Consider the following 17,619-nt stretch of genomic DNA (forward strand, 5'->3'; position numbering starts at 1 on the left):
TCGTCATCGTTAACGTCCATCGCGAGCATGCTCGCTCCTACAGAAAAGTCGGCTCGAAGGCCGCCTCGCCTGGCTTTTGATGTTGATCTTGAGGTGCTCCGTGCTCGTTACCGCAGCAATGGATAGGTACACCCTCAACATCCACCGCGCCTGACACTCAGCCTTCGCGAGCAAGCCCGCTCCCACAACGGGCCTCAGCCCTACTCATAGATGTAATGCAGATAACTCACCTGCTCCGCCACCGGCAGGCGATGCAGTTTCGGGCAGGACTCACAGAGCACCAGCGGCTCCCCCTCCACCTGCTCGTGCAACTGATAATGCAGGCAGCAATGGCGACGCAGCGGCAGTTGCGCAACAACCTGCGGTGCGGGCGATTCGACCATGCGTTGCAGCCCCCGCAACTTCAGGCGTCCGTCATTCACCGTGACCGGTTCCAGCCAACGGTGCGCCTCGGCAAAGCCGTCCCGCGACAGGTCGGCATCCATTCTGGCGAAAGCACCGTCCCAGATCGCGACCATGTTGCCCCACAGTATTTTCGGGGCCAAGCCACCGGCGGCGGCGAGGGTCGCGAACAACGGCGTCAGGTGTTGATGAATCAACCGTGACCAGTAATCGGCGCGGTCTTGAGCTGCCAGTGCGGGCAACGGATCGACCAGGCCCAATGCCCGGGGCTGCCCGTCATCGTGGAACAGCACGAACTCATCGCTCCAGAAATCGATCGCGCCATGACGCGTCAGGACACAAGCCAACGTGGCCGGCAGCACGATGCTCATGTAATTCATCGACCATTGCGAAACCACCGCCGCACGGTTCACCCCCGGGTAGAGCAAGGCGAACCGGCCTAACAATGGTTGCAACACCGCAGGGTCGGCGAGTCGATTCAAGGAAACGCAAGGCTGCCCACTGGATTGATCGCTGATGACCCGCTGAATGGGGGGCCAGGCCTGGCTGAGCCATTGTGGAAATTCGATGGCGGGACTCCCGTGGCTTTCCCTAATGAATGCAAACGATTAGCATTGGCCGATCGTATCCTCCCTCACTTGCAAACTCAACGTCGCTTGCGACCGGGCTCATCAAGACCACATGCATACTCTTCGCAATTTCTGGCGTCTGGCAAGGCCCTTCTGGGCTAGCGAACAAAAGTACCCGGCCTTGCTGTTGCTCGTGGCCACCGTGCTGATGAACCTGTGCCTGGTGGGGGTCAACATACTCAACAACTTCTGGAACCTGCATTTCTACAATGCCTTGCAGGCCCTGGATTACCCTGGCTTCATCATCGGCAGTTTCCAGTTCATCCTGCTGCAGATGGGCCTGGCCGCGTTCACCATGGGCGCGTTTCACTTCCAGCAGAAACTCACCCTGCGCTGGCGTCGCTGGGCCACCCGCAACCTCCTCGGGCAATGGCTGGGCAGCCAGCGATACCAGAAGCTCAAGCTCACCGAAACCGAGGTCGACAACCCTGATCAGCGGATCGCCGAAGACGTCGACCTGTTCATCGTCAAGTCGCTCAAGCTTAGCCTGGGCCTGATGACATCGGTGGTGTCGCTGTTTTCCTTCCTGCACATCCTGTGGCAGGCCTCCAGCCTGGTCAGCGTGCCGTTCGGCGATCAGTCGGTGGTGATTCCGGGGTTGCTGGTGTGGATCGCCCTGGTCTACGCCCTGCTGGGCACCGGCCTGGCGTTCTGGCTGGGACGCGCGTTGCCTCACCTGAACTTCATGCAACAGCGGCGCGAAGCGGACTTTCGCTTCTCGCTGATGCGCCTGCGGGAAAACGCCGATTCGGTGGCGCTGTACCGGGGTGAAGCGGTGGAAAACACCCGCTTCAACCATCGCCTGGAAGCGGCGCTGGAGAACTTCTGGGCGCTGGTGAAAAAACAGAAGCTGATCATGGGCTACTCGACCTTCTATCTGCGCAGTGCCACGGTCATCCCAATGTTCATCATGGCCCCGCAGTTTTTCGCCGGCGCCTTTCCCCTCGGCCGCCTGACCCAGATCAGCGCCGCCTTCGGCGAGGTGCACTCGGCCATCGCTTACCTGGTGGAAGTGTTCCCGGAGCTGTCAGCGTGGCGGTCGGTGATCGATCGTCTGATCGGTTTCCAGGAGCGTCTGGACACAGTCGAGATCAAGTCCGATGTCGTCGTCGGTCAGCAGTCCGATGGCTTGCACATCAAGGATCTGGACATCTGGCTGCCCAATGGCCGGCGTCTGCTCGATCGCTTCAACCTGTCACTGGAACCCGGCGACAGCCTGCTGATCAGCGCACCGTCCGGCTACGGCAAATCGACCTTGATTCGCACCCTCACCGGGCTGTGGCCCCATGCCCGTGGTTCGGCCAGCTACGACCGCGAACGTGCCCTGACCCTTTCGCAAAAGCCTTACTTGCCGCTGGGCAGTCTGCGCGAAGCGCTGTGGTACCCCAACCCGCCGGACATTGACGCTGACGGCGCGTTGCACCTGCACATGCAGCACGTCGGCCTGCAACACTTGAGCGAACATCTGGATGAAGAACGGGACTGGTCGCAGACCCTGAGCGTGGGCGAGCAGCAACGCTGCGCCTTCGTCCGCGCCCTGCTCGCCCGCCCCACCGTGCTGTTTCTCGACGAGAGCAGTTCGGCGCTGGACGCGGTCAACGAAGCGCGCTGCTATCAACTGCTCAAACAGAGTTTGCCGGATACCATCCTGATCAGCGTCGGCCACAATGCCTCAATGGAGCGCTTTCACTGGCAGGTGCTGGAGTTGCAGAGCGAGGCACGATGGGTGCATCGCAAGGTTGAACAGCCGGTTTGATGTAGACCAAAATCCGTAGGAGCGAGCTCGCGAAAAACCCGAGACCGCCGCGGTGATTCAGGCTTCCCGCGTCATCGCTGACCACCATCGCGAGCCTGCTCGCTCCTACAAGGAACCCAAGGCATGTCCACTTCCCTGCAAGACACCGCCGCGCCCGACGGCGTGTGCTACGGCTGCGGCGGCCGCAATCCCCAAGGGCTGCACGTCAAAAGCTTCTGGCACGAGGACGGCGTGCACGTCATGGCCGAGCACGTGCCCGATGCCAAGTATTGCGGCTGGCCGGACCTGGTCTACGGCGGCCTGATCGCGATGCTGGTCGACTGCCATTCCAACTGGACGGCCATGGCCTACCACTACCGCGCCGAACAGCGCGACGCCGCCAGCCTGCCGCGCATCAACTGCGTCACCGGCAGCCTGGGCATCAAGTTCATCAAGCCGACCCCGATGGGCGTACCGCTGACGCTGCGGGCGAAAGTCGAAGGAGATGTCGGTCGCAAGACCCGCGTCATCTGCGAGGTTTATGCCGGTGAGGTGCTGACGGCGGTAGGCGATTCGGTGTTCGTCCGGGTCGATACCGGGCAACTGGCCGATGCGGCGCACGGGCGCTGACGCCGTGAACGGCAGGAGCTGCCGCAGGCGGCTCCTGCACAGAGATGCAGTCCGAGCGTCAGGCTGCAGCCAGCCCGCCATCGATCAAATAGATCGCAAAGGAAAACGTCACGATCGACAGCACGGTACTGACCAGGATCGAAGTCGCCGCTTCACTCTGATAAGCGCCAGTCTGGTTGGCGAACATCGCCGGGATCGTCGCCGAGGGCAGCGCGCAAAGCAGGATCATCTGTTGTGCGTACAGGCCATGCGTCCCCAGCAACACCGTGGCCGCGAACATCAGCACCGGGTGGATGAACAGCTTGAGCCCCAGGTTGCCCCACACCTCCCCCGACATCTTCAGTTTTTCGGAGGACATGATCAGCCCCAGGCACAACAGGGACACCCCTGGCGTTGCCTTGCCCAGCAGCGTGAGCGATTCGGCGGCCAGCGGCGGCAGCTTGACCTGCAGCAGCGACAGCACAATGCCCAGCGCAGGTGCCCACATCAGTGGCCGGCGAACCGCACCCGACAGGCTCGACACGAACGCCTGGGTGCCACTGCCCTTGCCATCGGCGATGGTCAGCAACATGGTGGTCAGCGGGATCATCACCAGGCTGGCGACCAGGTTCAGCACCAGCACCGAATAGATGCTGCCCGCCCCGTACATCGCGGCGAGGATCGGAATCCCCATGAACGCCGCGTCCGGATAGCCGTTGACGAAGCCCTTGAGCGTCGCGACTTTCAGATTGCGCGTGGTGAACCAACCGATCGCCAGCGCCATGGTGTACATGCCCATGATGCCGATGAACGTGGCGACGATGAACTTGAAGTCGAACAACTGCTCGCGCGGCGTACTCGCCATGCCGACAAACAGTAGCGCCGGGAAGATCCAGCCCAGCACCAGCCGGCTGATCAACAGGCTGTCCGACTGGGTCAGCCGACCGCGCTTGCCGGCGATGAAACCCAGCGCGATCACGAAAGCGACGGGCAAGATGGGGCCTACGATTCTGTCAAACATGTGCTCAATCCTCGTATTTATTTTTATCAAGAATGTCGTCGGTGGCCGATCGAGGCCCACGGGAAAGCTGTCGCGTGGGCGTCGATCAACGCGGCGTTGGCCAGATGGCCGCTACGGTCAGGGTTTGAAGCGGTAGTCGCGGATCACGTCCGGGTTTGGCTCGATGCCCAGGCCTGGCCCTTGCGGTACGTCGATGCGACCATTGCGCGGAATGATCGCGTCGCCATAGAGCTGCGCTTCGAGATCGAAGTAACGCCACTCCACCAGTGACTTGGCCCCGCCCAGGGCCGCACTGCCATGCACGGCGGCCAGCAGGCCCGGGCCGTCATAGAAGGCGTGAACCATCACGGTGACGCCGTGGGCGTTGGCCAGCGCGTAGACTTTTTGCAGCTCGGTGATGCCGCCCATTTTCGCCGGGCTCGGCTGCACGAAATCCACCGCGCCGGCTTCAAGCAAGTGCTGGAAGTCCATCAGTGTCGAGGCGTTCTCGCCGGCCGCCACAGGAATGCCGCCCTGCCTGCGCACCCGAGCGATCCCCGAGTAGTCCTCCGGTGGCCACACCGGCTCTTCGATCCAGCGCAGGTTCAACGGACGCAGTTTCTCGGTCATGTCCAATGCTTCGCGCACGGTCCATGGGGCGTTGACGTCGAGGGTGATTTCCACCCCGGGGCCGGCGGCTTCACACGCGGCGCGGATGACGTCGGGATCGACCTCGTGCAGCTTGAGGTGTTTGAAGCCGCTGTCGACGGCGCGCCGCACGTTGGTGCGAATGAGCTCAGCGTCGGCGTAGCGGATCAGGCTGGCATAGGCTGCAAGCGACGTGGCTTCGCTGCCCCCCAGCAGTTGATAGACCGGTTGACCGGCGGCTTTGCCAGCGATGTCCCACAGTGCGATATCGATCGCCGACAGGCCATAGATGAACGCGCCACTGCGACCGAAGACGTGGAATTTCTTCTGCAGATCGCCCTGCAGTTTTTCCCGCCGGGTGACATCACTGCCGATCAGCTCAGGCGCAAGGATGTTGTCGATCACCACTTTCACCGACGGGATCGCCGTGAAGCCGAAGGTCTCGCCCCAACCGACGATGCCGTCATCGGTGGTGATCTTGACCACCAGGGAATCGACCATCTGCAGGTCTTTCGGCCCCCATACCCCACCGGCCGACTTGCCACCCGTGGTGAAGGGAATACGCAGTGGAATGGTTTCAATGCTGGCAATTTTCATGGGAAGGCGCCTCGAGCGGGTTGCAGGATGACGCGGTTTTCTTGGACTTTGCCCGCGTCAGGTTGAAGACAACGTACATGACGTTCTGTTGTCCTTCAACTGAACAACTTGTGCTTTTTTGCGCGCTTTAACAACCTTAGGTATCAAACCATTGATTTTATTGGATTTTAATTTAATGCGATTGAGGAATTTCAGTTTTAACTGGGTGGAACAAGTCTTCTGATGTAGATTAACCAGACAAGTGAGGGGAGAAAAAAGAATGAGTGAAATGAACCTGCAACCCGTCGCACGGCGACCTCATCTGGCCGAGCACATTGCCCGTTCGTTGAGCGACGAGATTGCCTCCGGCCGACTGCGGCCGGGCGACCGTCTGCCCACCGAGCAATTTCTTTCACAGAACTTCGGCGTCAGTCGCAACGTGGTGCGCGAGGGCATCGCCACCCTTCGAGCCCAGGGCTTGATCCAGTCGCGCCAGGGCGTGGGCGTGTTCGTCGCCGCCCAGACGCCATCGCCAGAGCCGGTACCTGCCGCGCGGCGGGCAAGCGAGCCGATGCTGGACGGCGACAACACCATCCGCAACATGTTCGAAGTACGGGCCGTGCTGGAGAGCCAGGCCGCGGCGCTGGCGGCTTCGCACATGACCGTGCAAAAGTTGAAGACGATTCAGGCGGCGGTGCTGCGCATGCAATACGAAGGCGAGCCGACGCTGGATACGGTCAATGCGGATCTGGACTTCCACCGGGCGGTGGCCGCCGCGTCGGGCAATGATTACCTGGAGACGATGATTCGAACGGTGCTGGAGCCGATGCGGGCGTTGATCACCCTGAACTTCGCGCGCCGCGGTCCGGTGTACAGCGACATTCCCCATGCGGCCCGTGGCGAGCATGAGGAACTGGTGCAGGCGCTGACCGACCGCAATGCCTCGGCGGCACGACAGATCATGGGCCAGCACATCGTCGCCGCCGCCTCGCGCTTCGGTTATGAGATCAACTTTTTCTGAGATTCGGCTTCGGTGCAGTGTTGTTTCATTGTTCTACAAGCGATCAGGTTGTTCTTTTCGCTCAACCGTAGGGGATGCCAATAGCTCACTGATCCACCACACCTGCCGGGCGATGGCCTGCACGGTAGCTTCGGGCACGGCCTGTTGCGCCTTGGCGAAGTTGTTCAGGGTCCGTTGTTTCTGGCGCAACCGGCGCTGCCATTTGTCGAGGAAGGCTGGCGTGCGGGCCTGCATTTGCAGCGGGCCGAAGTACAACTGCTCAGGGCTGTACAGCACCGGGCCGTCGCGCTCGGCGACGATGATTTCATAGTCGAAGCGGTTTTCCCGCAGCACTTCCTCGCTGAGGATGCGGTAGTGGTGGTCCATGAGCCATTGGCGCAGCGGCTGCTCGCCGCCGTTGGGCTGCAGGATCAGGCGCTCCTGGCCACCAAGGCGGGTCTTGCCGCTGTCGAGGATGTCACGGATGGTCTCGCCGCCCATGCCGCAGATACTGATCGCCGTGATCCCGTCGCTCGGCTCGATCGCCGCCAGGCCATTGGCCAGCCGCACGGTGATCCATCGCTGCAGGCCGTTGTCGCGCACGGTGCGCTGGGCCGCCCGAAACGGCGTGTCAGCCACCTCGCCGGCCACCGCCGCGGTGATGTCGCCACGGCGCATCAAGGCCACCGGCAGGTAACCATGATCCGAGCCGATGTCCGCTAATCGCGCCCCGGCCGGCACATGGGCCGCCACACGCTCCAGGCGCATGGACAATGTCTGTTCGTTCAACTGCCGCCCCTTTTCCCTACCCATGCCCGGCATCTTGACCGGACCGGGGCGCGATTCTGTCGGGCAACGCCGCGCATTTCAAATTTATGCGACAAGGTCCACGGCGCGACCTTTAGCAACCGGATCTTTCCAAGCTGATATCATTCGCCCGTTGACCACCGAGACCCAAAAAATGAACCGCCGTAAAAAGATAAACCAGCTGTTAAAGGCCAATGCCAAAAAGGCCAGCGCCAAACTGGCACCGAAAAGCAAAACCAAATACATCAGCAAGGCTGACCGCGCCAAACTTGAGGCTGAGGCCAGTCAGGAATCAGCCGTTACGTCTGAGAGCTGATCATCCTGTAGTGAGGGGATTCATCCCCGCTGGGCTGCGAAGCGGCCCCAAAACCTGCCATCGCATTCCTTCAGTCACACCGCATACGTAGGCTTTACGACTGCTGCGCAGCCGGACGGGAGCAAGCTCCCTCGCCACAAAAGCAGCCACCACAGATACCCAGTGCAAGGCCCGCAACTATCCCCTCGCCACAAAAGCAGCCACCACAGAAACCCGGTGCAAGGCCCGCAACTATCCCCTCGCCACAAAAGCAGCCACCACAGAAACCCGGTGCAAGGCACGCAATTATCCCCTCACCACAAAAGCAGCGCAGCAGAAATCAGGCAGCCGGCCCGCCACCATTCCTGTGGCGCCAGGCTCCCTACGGCAACTGCAGAAGAACCCGCAAAACCTCAAGTCCCGCTTTTAACCTTGCTCCACACCCGCGTCCGAATCCGCTCGGCCTTGAGCGGCAGTGGCTGGGAGGGGAACAGGGTGGCCAGGGTCGCCGCCGAGGGGTAGACGTTCGGGTTGTTCCTCAAGCTTTCATCGACCAGGGCCGTGGCGTTCTTGTTGCCGTTGGGGTAGCCCAGGTAGTTGGTGCTGTTGGCGATGATCTGCGGGCGCAGCATGTAGTTGATGAAGCTCATGCCCTGCTCTGGATGCGGGGCGTCCTTGAGCAGCACCAGGTTTTCCACCCACACCGATGAGCCTTCACGGGGAATGCGATAGATCAACTGGCGGCCGTTCTTCGAGCGTTCGGCGGCAACCTGGGCGTCATGCACCCCGCCCGACCAGGCCACGACCGCGCAGATGTTGCCGTTGGCCAGGTCGGTGATGAACCGCGACGAATCGAAGTAGGTGATGTACGGGCGGATTTTCAGCAGCAACGCCTCGGCCTTGGCATAGTCCTCGGGGCTCTGGCTGTCCGGCGGCAAGCCGAGGTAGTGCAAGGCGATCGGGATGATCTCGCCGGGAGAATCGAGCATCGCGACCCCGCACTGACTGAGTTTGGCGATGTTCTCTTCCTTGAAGATCAGGTCCCAGGAATCCACCGGCGCCGCCGCGCCCAGCACCTTGGTCACCTGCTCCACGTCGTAGCCGATGCCCGTGGTGCCCCACATATAGGGGATTGCGTAGCGGTTGCCGGGATCGTTCTGCGCCACCTTGGCGAGGATCTCCGGATCAAGGTTCGAGCGATTGCCCAGTTGGCTGTTGTCGAGCTCCTGCAGTACGCCGGCCTTGATCAGGTTGGGCAGCGCGCTGTTGGTCACGACCACCACGTCGTAGCCGGTGCGGCCCACCATCAATTTGCTTTGCATGACTTCAGCGCTGTCAAACGTATCGAGGACCATGGGGGTGCCGGTCTCTTTCTGGAAGTCCTTCGGCGCCTCCGGGGCAATGAAGTCGTACCAGTTGTACAGGTTCACACTCGGGGCATCGGCCCAACTGGCGCCCATGGCCAACCCGCAGGCGGTGAACAGAACGGAGTGCAGCAAACGCGGACATTTCATGGGGTGCTCCTGACGGATCGGCCTTCGATGGGCCACCCGCCGCTTATTGTTCTTGTTGGAAATCGAAACAGCCGGCGCCACTCAGGGAATCAGCAACTCACGGCGACCGTCGGGCTGCTCGCTGAAAGATCCGCGCAGGTGCAGGCGTTTTTCCGCGCGATAGTCGTAGAGCGCGCGGGCCGGGGCGATTCGGGTCATGTCCAGTTCCACAACATGTCGACAGGCTTGCGACCCGGCCTCGAACAAACGCTGGCCGAATGGATCGACCACGGTGCTGCCCCCGGCGAACACTTCGCCGCTGCCTTCGCCGACCCGGTTGACCATGGCGGCAAACACCTGGTTTTCCTGCGCCCGGGCAGCGACGGCGGTGTGGTGCACGTGAGCGTAGGGTTCCATGTTGCCGTCGGCGATCAGGATCAGTTCTGCACCAAGCGTCGCCAGCGCACAGGCACTTTCCGGGAACTCGATGTCGTAGCAGATCAACAGCCCGATCCGCACGCCGCGCCAGAGCACCGTCGAAAAACGATCCCCCGGCAGCACCAGGCCCGGTTCGCCGACCCACAGGTGAGTCTTGCGATAACTCAGCGCCACGCCTTGCGGGGTGATGAACGACAGCGTGTTGTAGAAGCATTCGCCCTCGCGCTCGATCAAGCCCACCACCACCCCGACATCCCGGGCACGGGCCGCCGCGCAGATCGCCTGCATGCAGGGGCCGTCAATCGGCTCGGCAAGCTGGGCGATATTGTCCCGATTGAGAAAACCGGTGATCTGCGCCTCGGGGAACATCACGATGTCGGTGCCCGGCGCGCACTCGGCAATCGCCCGCAGGATGCACGCCAAGTTGTCCGCGACATCGCCATCGCGGCCCGCCATCTGTACGAGTTCAAGTTTCATTGTCAGACCTTTCAGGTAAAGCGTCCCGGCCAGGAAGCGGATGACTGTCGCCAAAGGCCAATCCAGTATGCGGATCGGGCTGCAACTTCCTATTCCTCAGAATGAGTACCCCCTGGGGGGTAGAACGCGATGGACGGATGCTGGCCTTCTGCACTTATCCGGTTATCTGCAAGGTTTTGAAGGGCCGTTCTTGCAGACTGCATGCCACAGGTTTCGGTGTTGCGCCGCAAGTCTCTGTTTGCATGGAGGTTTTGCGCGGCGGGTGATTGGCACAGGAAATGCGACAGACCACGAGGACAACTCAGCGCTTACCGCTGGGGTATTCAATCCTTCGCCATTTGAGGCAGCACACATGAACGCCATCGACCTTCTGAAAGCCGACCACCAAAAAGTCAAAGCCATCCTTGCCCAGTTGAGCGAGTCGACCGAGAGAGCCACCAAGAAACGCGTGGAATTGCTGGACAAGCTGGAGATGGAAATTTCCATCCACACCAAGCTCGAGGAAGAAATCCTCTACCCCGCGTTCAAGGAAGCCGGGGCCAAGGAACAGGACATCATGTATTTCGAAGCCAAGGAAGAACACCGCACCGTAGACTCGCTGGTATTGCCCGACCTGAAACAGACCGACCCCGGCACCCCGGAATTTTCCGGACGCGTGAAGGTGGTCAAGGAGTTGCTCGAGCACCACATCGAGGAAGAAGAAACCGAGATGTTCCCACAGGCGAAAAAACTGCTGGGCAAAGCCAAACTCGATGACCTGGGCGCACAGATGGAAGCCATGAAAGCCAGCTACAAAAAGGACTGGGCAGCCAGCCATATGGCAGCCTGACACCCTACCCTGTAGGAGCGAGCTCGCTCGCGATGGACGTGAATGATTACGCGGGTTGCCTGATGCCCTGCGGCGTTCTTTAGTCCATCGCGAGCGAGCTCGCTCCTACAGGGAGTTTGCGTTGTTCGCGCAAACGGTTGTTTTGCTTCGTTCGCGGAATTTGTAGTGGGAAGCAGTGCAGGTGATTCGCGAGGCTTACGCGATGATCTTGGCATACACCGATCGATCAACATTCCCCCCCGACAGCACCACCCCTACCTTTTTCCCCTGCATGCTCTCCCGCTCCTGCATCAACGCCGCCAATGCCGCCGCGCCTGCGCCCTCGGCGAGGTTGTGGGTGTCGGTGTAGTACACGCGCATGGCTTCGGCGATCTGTGCGTCGCTGACCGAGACGATCCGTGCCGCGCCGGCCGCGTACACGGCGAAGGCTTCGGGAATCGGTTTGCGCACCGCCAGGCCGTCGGCGAAGGTGTTGGCCGAGGGGGTTTCGCAGATTTCGCCGCCGTCGAACGACAGTTTGGCGGCTGCCGCCTCGGTGGACACCACGCCCACCACGTCGGTGTCCAGCCCCAGCGCATCGCGGGCGGCGATCACCGCGCAGATCCCCGAGCCGCAGCCAATCGGCACGTAGACGGTGTCCAGCTCAGGTGCCGCGTCGAACAATTCCAGCGCGTAAGTGGCCACGCCCTTGACCAGTTCGCTGTGGAACGGCGGCACCAGATACAGATCGTGCAGTTTCGCCAGGCGCGCGGCCTCTTCCCGGGCCTCGTCGAAGTCGCGGCCATATTCCACCACTTCGCCGCCGAAGCCGCGCATGGCCTGGTTCTTCTCCACTGAGTTGCCCTCAGGCACTACGATCAACGCCCGCAACCCCAGGGCGCCGGCCGCCAGTGCCAGGCTCTGGCCATGGTTGCCGCGGGTGGCGGTGACAATGCCCTTGACCTGCGGGTGTGCACCTTTGAGCCAGTGCATGAAGGTAATACCGCCGCGCACCTTGAAGGCACCGGTCGGCGTGTGGTTTTCGTGCTTGACCCACACCGTGCAGCCCAGACGTTCGGCCAGCAAGGGCCAGGCGTACTGGGCGGTGGCCGGCATCACCTGGTAAACCTGGCGGGCAGCCTGTTCGAGATCAACGCGGGTCAGTGTTTGCATGGGCAAGCTCCTTGAGGTTTTTCCCCAGTCTAGGCGCGGGGGGTGCAGGCTGGCTTTCAGAAAACTGACCTGACTTTTACCCCGGCGCTTCACTACTATGGTGGGCATGAGCCAGCGCAACCGCCCGCCATCGCCCCCTCCCGCCGAACCGGTGCGCCGTGTCGAGGCCGGGCCATGGGCGATCGAATTGCTGCCCGGTTCGGCCTATGCCACCCGCTATGTGGCGCGCCAATCGGCGATCGGCTTTGCCTTCGACAGCCAGCGCGGCGTACACGCGATCGGCAGTGACCGGGTGCAACCTTTCCTGGCCCTGCCCAACGGCCTGGCGTTCGTACCCATCGGCTGTGACGTGCTGTCCGAATCCCCATCGGGCGGCGAATACCTGCGGGTGATCCGCACCGACGGCCTGCCGTTGCGCGGCGACCACGCCTTCAACAATCGCATCGATCCGCAGGCGACCGCCCTTGCCCAGCGAATACGCAGCGCGCTGCTGCGCACGTCGGTGGACGACGACTGGGAAGCCTGGGCCCTGGCGCTGGCCGAACGTGCCGAGTCGGGGTCGATACCGTCGACAGCGCACAGCGGCTCCATCACCGGCAGCCGGATGCGCCTGCTCGACGAGTTCATCGAGGACGGCCTCGACGGCCCGCTGGGGGTGCAGGCAATGGCGCAGGTGCTGGGGTTGTCCGAAGGCTATTTCATCCGGGCGTTCAAACACGCCACCGGCAAGAGCCCCCACAGCTACCTGATCGACCGCCGCCTGGCGCGGGCCCGTGCCCTGATGCGCGACGCCACCCTGCCCCTGACACAGATCGCCCTCACCTGCGGCTTCAACTCCCAGGCGCACATGGCGACTGCGTTCAAGCAGCGGCTGGGGGTGAGTCCGGCGCAATTGCGCAGAGACTCCAGCAGCCGCTAGCAGTCCGAAGTCGCCCATGAACGTGTAGGAGCGAGGCTTGCCCGCGATGACGGTGTGGCAGCCCCAAAATTTTTCGGAGGTGCCGCCGCAATCGCTGGCAAGCCCGCTCCCACAGGTTTTTCACTTGTCCATTGAGACTCATTTGATAATTTATCTCAAATGAGTATTTAACTCATTTCGAAACAGATCACTATTGCGTATGATACGGATTCTCATTAACAACGTCCTCTAATGTGAGTCCGCATGCCCGCTCCTACCGTTCTGTTTCCCCAAACTCCCGTTATGCTCCGCACACCGTCAGCCCTGCGCCCCCTGGCTCTGGCCGTGCACATGCTGGCTGCCGGGATCGTCATCACCGCACCTTGCGTGCAGGCAGCGGATCAGACTGAGCAGACTGGACATGCAGGCGCCCTGACCCTCGACGCGATCGCCATCACCGAGACCGCCGCACCCGAACCGGGCGCCGTCACCGAAGACACCCACTCCTACACCACCGAATCCGCCCGCACCGCCACGCCGCTGAACATGTCGCTGCGCGAGACGCCGCAGTCGGTCAGCGTCATGACCCAGCAGCGCATCCAGGACCAGGACCTTAAAACCATCCTCGACGTGGTCAACAACGCCACCGGGGTCTCGGTCAATCGCTACGAAACCAGCCGCGCACAGTTCAACGCCCGGGGTTTTGAACTCAATTCGCTGATGATCGACGGCGTGCCGACCATCTATGAACAGCCATGGAGTTCGGGAGAGATTTTCAGCAGCCTGGCCATGTACGACCGCGTCGAAGTGGTCCGCGGCGCCAACGGTTTGATGACCGGTGCGGGCGACCCGTCCGCGTCGCTCAACATGGTGCGCAAGCGCGCCAGCAGCAAGGACCTCAAGGGTTCGGTGGAACTGAGCGCCGGCAGCTGGGACACCTATGGCATGGAGGCCGATGTGTCCACGGCGCTGAACGAGGAAGGCACGATCCGCGCGCGTCTGGTGGGCGAGACCAACGACGGCAATACCTGGGTCGACATGAACTCGAACAAGCGCCAGACCCTCTACGGCACCATGGACATCGACCTGACGCCGGACACCACGCTCTGGTTCGGTTTGAGCCATCAGCAAAGCAACGCCGACTCGCCGATGTGGGGTGGCCTGCCGGTCTGGTACGCCGATGGCAGCCGCACCCACTGGAGCCGTTCGAAGACAACGTCCGCCGACTGGAGCAAGTGGGACACCACCTACAAGACCTATTTCATCAATCTCGAACACACCTTCGCCAACGACTGGCAGGTCCATCTGAGCTACAACCGTGGCGAGCGCAGCGGCGACTCGTCCCTGCTCTACCTCTCGGGCAATCCCGGGCGAAACGGCAGCGCCGGCATGTCCTCGTTCCCGGCGACCTACAAGACCGAGACCACCCAGGACGACTACGGCATCCGCTTCAATGGCCCCTTCACCCTGCTGGGTCGCGAGCACGAAGTGGCCTTCGGGTATGTGGACAGCAAGCAGAAGTTCGACGCCGATTCCCTCGATGCGCAGAACGGCTTTGACGGGGTCGCCGATTTCGATGCCTACAACGGCCATTTCCCCGAGCCGATCTGGGGGCCGCGTACGGATTACGGTTACAGCGAGACCCGCCAGAAAGGGCTGTATGCCGCGACTCGTTTGAACGTGACCGACGATCTGAAAGTGATTCTCGGTGCCCGCGAGAGCTGGTACGAAAAGACCAGCGACGACATTTTCTCCGAAGTGAGCAAGACCGATGTCGATCATGAGCTGACACCCTATGCCGGCGTGGTCTACGACCTCACCGACAACCTCTCGGCCTATGCCAGCTACACCGAAATCTTCCTGCCGCAGTCGGTACGCGACCGCAACGGCCAGGAACTGGACCCGATCGTGGGCGAGAACCGGGAATTGGGCCTCAAGGGTGAATACTTCGGGGGTCGCCTGAACGCCTCGGCGGCGATTTTCCAGATCAAACAGGAAAATCTGGGCCAGAACACCGGCGCGCTGATCGACCCGTCCAACCCTGTCGGCGGCTTCGCCTACGAGGCAACCAAGGGCGCCACCAGCAAGGGTTTCGAACTGGAGGTTTCCGGCGAACTGGCGTCCGACTGGAATGCCTCGGTGGGCTACACCCAGTTCAAGGCCGAAGACGCCCACGGTGACGACGTCAACACGCTTTACCCGACCAAGTTGCTGCGCACCTTCACCACCTATCGCCTGCCGGGTGCTTTCAACAAGTTGACCGTCGGCGGCGGCGTCAACTGGCAGGACTCGATCTACACCTACGCCATCAACCCGGCTGGCAACTCGGAGAAGATCCAGCAGGATGCCTATGCACTGGTCAACCTGATGGCCCGCTACGAGATCACCGACAATCTCTCGGCGCAGATCAACGCCGACAACCTCACCGACCAGAAGTACTTCGACATCTTCGACGCCTACGGCGCCCTGACCTACGGCGCACCGCGCAGCTTCACGGCTTCGGCGAAGTACCGGTTCTGACAAACCCTGATTGAGGTCGAACGCAAAACCCTGTGGGAGCGGGCTTGCTCGCGAAAGCGGTGTGCCAGTTGACAAATGCATTGACTGACACGCCGCCTTCGCGAGCAAGCCCGCTCCCACAGGAAGGACTAGTAGAAAAAAATCCGGGGCCCTGTGAGGGGCGCCGGATTTTTTATCGGGTGGGGTATCAGTCCTTGAAGTCAGTGGACAGGGCCAGTTCATTCCAATCGGCCAACTCCTGCGCCACCAGACGATTCTTGCCTTCAATCCGCGCAATCGTATCGCTACCCAATGCCAGTCGCTGCGGCGGTTTCGGCGCATTGACCAGGGTCAGCATCGCCTCGGCAAACTTCACCGGGTCCCCTGGCTGAGCGTGGTTGGCGGACTCAGCATATTTGCGCATGGCGCCGACCGTTTCATCGTAGTCAGGGAGTTCCAGCGCGGTCTTCACCAGCGACTGTTCATCGAGGAAGTCCGTGCGGAAGAAGCCCGGCTCCACCACGGTGGCGTGGATACCCAGCGGTGCCAGCTCCTGATGCAGCGCCTCGGTGATGCCTTCCACCGCGAACTTGGTCGAGCCATACACACCCCAGCCCATATAGGCCTGGTAACCACCGATGGACGAGATATTGATCACATGCCCCGAGCGCTGACGACGCATGTGCGGCAGCACGGCACGGGTCACGTTGAGCAGGCCGAAGACGTTGGTGGCGAACAGCCGCTCGGTCTCGCTGGCGCTGGTCTCTTCCACCGCACCCAGCACGCCGAACCCGGCATTGTTGATCAGCACATCGATGCGCCCGAAACGCTTGATGCCTTGCGCCACCGCCTGATGCGCTTCTTCCTCGCGAGTCACGTCCAGACGTACCGCCAGCAAGTTCGGGTGGTCACCCAGTTTGGCGATGACCTCTTCAGGTTTACGCGCCGTTGCAATCACCGCGTCGCCGGCACGCAGAGCGTGTTCTGCGATCAGAGTGCCAAAACCACGGGAAGCGCCAGTAATGAGCCAAGTACGCATGTCAACTCCTCCTGTCAGCGACCCGAGCGATATTGCCGGGCCTTCTTGATGAGTTGACGCAACTTTAAATCTGCACTACTGATGTGATAATCCCAATAATTTTGCATGGCTTTATGAAAGGCATTCACAGTTGAAATCCCCTTCCGCCGCCGATCTTTCAACCTTTCTCTGCGTGGCCAGCCAACTGAATTTCAGCCGGGCTGCGGTGGAACTGGGGCTGACACCCTCTGCCCTCAGCCATTCGGTGCGCACCCTGGAAAACCGCCTGGGGGTGCGACTGTTCAACCGCACCACCCGCAGTGTCGGCCTGACCGAAGCCGGCGAACGCCTGTATGCGCGACTCAAACCGGCCTTTCGCGACATCGACGATGCCCTCGAAGACCTCAACCATTTCCGCGACAAACCCTCGGGCAACCTGCGTTTCACGGCAGGTCGCCAGGCTTGCGAACGGGTGCTGCTGCCGATCGTCAGTGAGTTTCTGCAGGCCTATCCCGACATCCGCCTGGAGATCGTGGAAAGCGACGCCTTGGTGGATGTAGTCGCGGGTGGCTTCGATGCCGGGGTGCGATTTGGCAACAGGCTGGAAGCGGACATGGTGTCGCTGCCCATCGGGCCGACCCTGCGCTCGGTGGTGGTGGGTTCCCCGGCCTTTTTCGAGCAACACCCGATCCCGCGCAAGCCCGAGGACCTGCATGGCCTGCCCTGCATCCGTCATCGGTTTCCCAGCGGCACTGTTTATCGCTGGGAATTCGAACGCGGCGGTATCGCTCAGGAAATCGAAGTCAGCGGCCCCCTGACCCTGGGCGACGTGAGCCTGATGGTCGGGCCGGCGCTGCAGGGATTGGGGATGGCCTACGTGTTCGAAGGCTCCGTCACCGGACATTTGGCCGACGGACGCCTGATTCAGGTCCTGGCCGATTGGTGCCCCTATTACCCGGGCCTGCACCTGTACTATCCAAGCCGCCGCCACGTACCCGCGCCACTCAAGGCGTTCATCGATTTTGTGCGGGCGGCGCGCCAGTAAGCTACAACACAGGCCCCTGTGGGAGCGGGCTTGCTCGCGAAGGCGGTGTATCAGCCGACACCTGCATTG

General features: G+C 61.7%; 16 protein-coding genes. 8 read left to right on the plus strand and 8 right to left on the minus strand.

Annotated features, from left to right (window positions below; all coding sequences use genetic code 11):
* Positions 1-200: 200 nt before the first annotated feature.
* Positions 201-884 carry a siderophore-iron reductase FhuF gene (fhuF, locus tag B0W55_RS24270; RefSeq protein ID WP_083743224.1) on the minus strand — a complete coding sequence of 228 codons (684 nt, stop codon included), beginning with the start codon at positions 882-884 and terminating at the stop codon, positions 201-203.
* Between the two features lie 199 nt (positions 885-1,083).
* Between fhuF and B0W55_RS24275 the strand changes: the two genes are divergently transcribed.
* Positions 1,084-2,787: an ABC transporter ATP-binding protein/permease gene (locus B0W55_RS24275; RefSeq protein WP_077048447.1), complete on the plus strand. Its 1,704-nt coding sequence runs from the start codon at positions 1,084-1,086 to the stop codon at positions 2,785-2,787.
* A gap of 123 nt (positions 2,788-2,910) precedes the next feature.
* Entirely contained in the window at positions 2,911-3,396 is a 486-nt protein-coding gene (locus tag B0W55_RS24280; RefSeq protein WP_077048448.1) for a PaaI family thioesterase, read from the plus strand.
* Between the two features lie 58 nt (positions 3,397-3,454).
* On the opposite strand, the gene B0W55_RS24285 is transcribed toward B0W55_RS24280, so the two are convergent.
* Both B0W55_RS24285 and B0W55_RS24290 read right to left on the minus strand, forming a co-directional pair.
* On the minus strand, positions 3,455-4,396 hold the full coding sequence (locus B0W55_RS24285; protein ID WP_077048449.1) for an AEC family transporter: 942 nt from the start codon (positions 4,394-4,396) through the stop codon (positions 3,455-3,457).
* Between the two features lie 117 nt (positions 4,397-4,513).
* The gene (locus tag B0W55_RS24290; protein ID WP_077048450.1) at positions 4,514-5,620 is read right to left on the minus strand and encodes a mandelate racemase/muconate lactonizing enzyme family protein; all 1,107 of its coding nucleotides are present in this window, start codon (positions 5,618-5,620) and stop codon (positions 4,514-4,516) included.
* 259 nt (positions 5,621-5,879) lie between these two features.
* Here B0W55_RS24290 and B0W55_RS24295 point away from each other — a divergent pair, with 259 nt between their 5' ends.
* Positions 5,880-6,620: a FadR/GntR family transcriptional regulator gene (locus B0W55_RS24295; protein WP_077048451.1), complete on the plus strand. Its 741-nt coding sequence runs from the start codon at positions 5,880-5,882 to the stop codon at positions 6,618-6,620.
* 33 nt (positions 6,621-6,653) lie between these two features.
* Here B0W55_RS24295 and B0W55_RS24300 read toward each other — a convergent pair whose 3' ends face one another.
* Positions 6,654-7,388 (minus strand): tRNA (adenine(22)-N(1))-methyltransferase TrmK, encoded by a 735-nt coding sequence (locus B0W55_RS24300; RefSeq protein ID WP_305882528.1) that lies wholly within the window; start codon positions 7,386-7,388, stop codon positions 6,654-6,656.
* A 172-nt stretch (positions 7,389-7,560) separates the two neighbouring features.
* Here B0W55_RS24300 and B0W55_RS24305 point away from each other — a divergent pair, with 172 nt between their 5' ends.
* A complete protein-coding gene (locus tag B0W55_RS24305) occupies positions 7,561-7,722 on the plus strand; it encodes a DUF2986 domain-containing protein (protein WP_077048453.1) in 162 nt (53 codons plus the stop codon).
* Positions 7,723-8,114: 392 nt separating this feature from the next.
* Here B0W55_RS24305 and B0W55_RS24310 read toward each other — a convergent pair whose 3' ends face one another.
* Positions 8,115-9,215 (minus strand): polyamine ABC transporter substrate-binding protein, encoded by a 1,101-nt coding sequence (locus tag B0W55_RS24310; RefSeq protein ID WP_077048454.1) that lies wholly within the window; start codon positions 9,213-9,215, stop codon positions 8,115-8,117.
* Positions 9,216-9,296: 81 nt separating this feature from the next.
* Positions 9,297-10,109, minus strand: coding sequence for a carbon-nitrogen hydrolase family protein (locus B0W55_RS24315; RefSeq protein ID WP_077048455.1), 813 nt, complete (start codon positions 10,107-10,109; stop codon positions 9,297-9,299).
* A 352-nt stretch (positions 10,110-10,461) separates the two neighbouring features.
* Between B0W55_RS24315 and B0W55_RS24320 the strand changes: the two genes are divergently transcribed.
* Positions 10,462-10,938, plus strand: coding sequence for a hemerythrin domain-containing protein (locus tag B0W55_RS24320; RefSeq protein ID WP_077048456.1), 477 nt, complete (start codon positions 10,462-10,464; stop codon positions 10,936-10,938).
* Between the two features lie 195 nt (positions 10,939-11,133).
* On the opposite strand, the gene B0W55_RS24325 is transcribed toward B0W55_RS24320, so the two are convergent.
* A complete protein-coding gene (locus tag B0W55_RS24325) occupies positions 11,134-12,090 on the minus strand; it encodes a threonine dehydratase (RefSeq protein ID WP_077048457.1) in 957 nt (318 codons plus the stop codon).
* A gap of 97 nt (positions 12,091-12,187) precedes the next feature.
* On the opposite strand from B0W55_RS24325, the gene B0W55_RS24330 reads away from it, so the two are divergent.
* Together B0W55_RS24330 and B0W55_RS24335 are read left to right on the plus strand one after the other, a co-directional pair.
* Positions 12,188-13,009, plus strand: a complete 822-nt coding sequence (locus B0W55_RS24330) for a helix-turn-helix transcriptional regulator (RefSeq protein ID WP_077048458.1) — start codon at positions 12,188-12,190, stop codon at positions 13,007-13,009.
* 282 nt (positions 13,010-13,291) lie between these two features.
* Positions 13,292-15,508, plus strand: a complete 2,217-nt coding sequence (locus B0W55_RS24335) for a TonB-dependent siderophore receptor (protein WP_256576388.1) — start codon at positions 13,292-13,294, stop codon at positions 15,506-15,508.
* Between the two features lie 187 nt (positions 15,509-15,695).
* On the opposite strand, the gene B0W55_RS24340 is transcribed toward B0W55_RS24335, so the two are convergent.
* A complete protein-coding gene (locus tag B0W55_RS24340; protein ID WP_077048460.1) occupies positions 15,696-16,526 on the minus strand; it encodes an oxidoreductase in 831 nt (276 codons plus the stop codon).
* A gap of 130 nt (positions 16,527-16,656) precedes the next feature.
* Between B0W55_RS24340 and B0W55_RS24345 the strand changes: the two genes are divergently transcribed.
* Positions 16,657-17,550, plus strand: coding sequence for a LysR family transcriptional regulator (locus B0W55_RS24345; RefSeq protein WP_077048461.1), 894 nt, complete (start codon positions 16,657-16,659; stop codon positions 17,548-17,550).
* Positions 17,551-17,619 lie beyond the last annotated feature (69 nt).

This window comes from Pseudomonas sp. KK4, from assembly GCF_001984065.1.
Taxonomy (GTDB): domain Bacteria; phylum Pseudomonadota; class Gammaproteobacteria; order Pseudomonadales; family Pseudomonadaceae; genus Aquipseudomonas.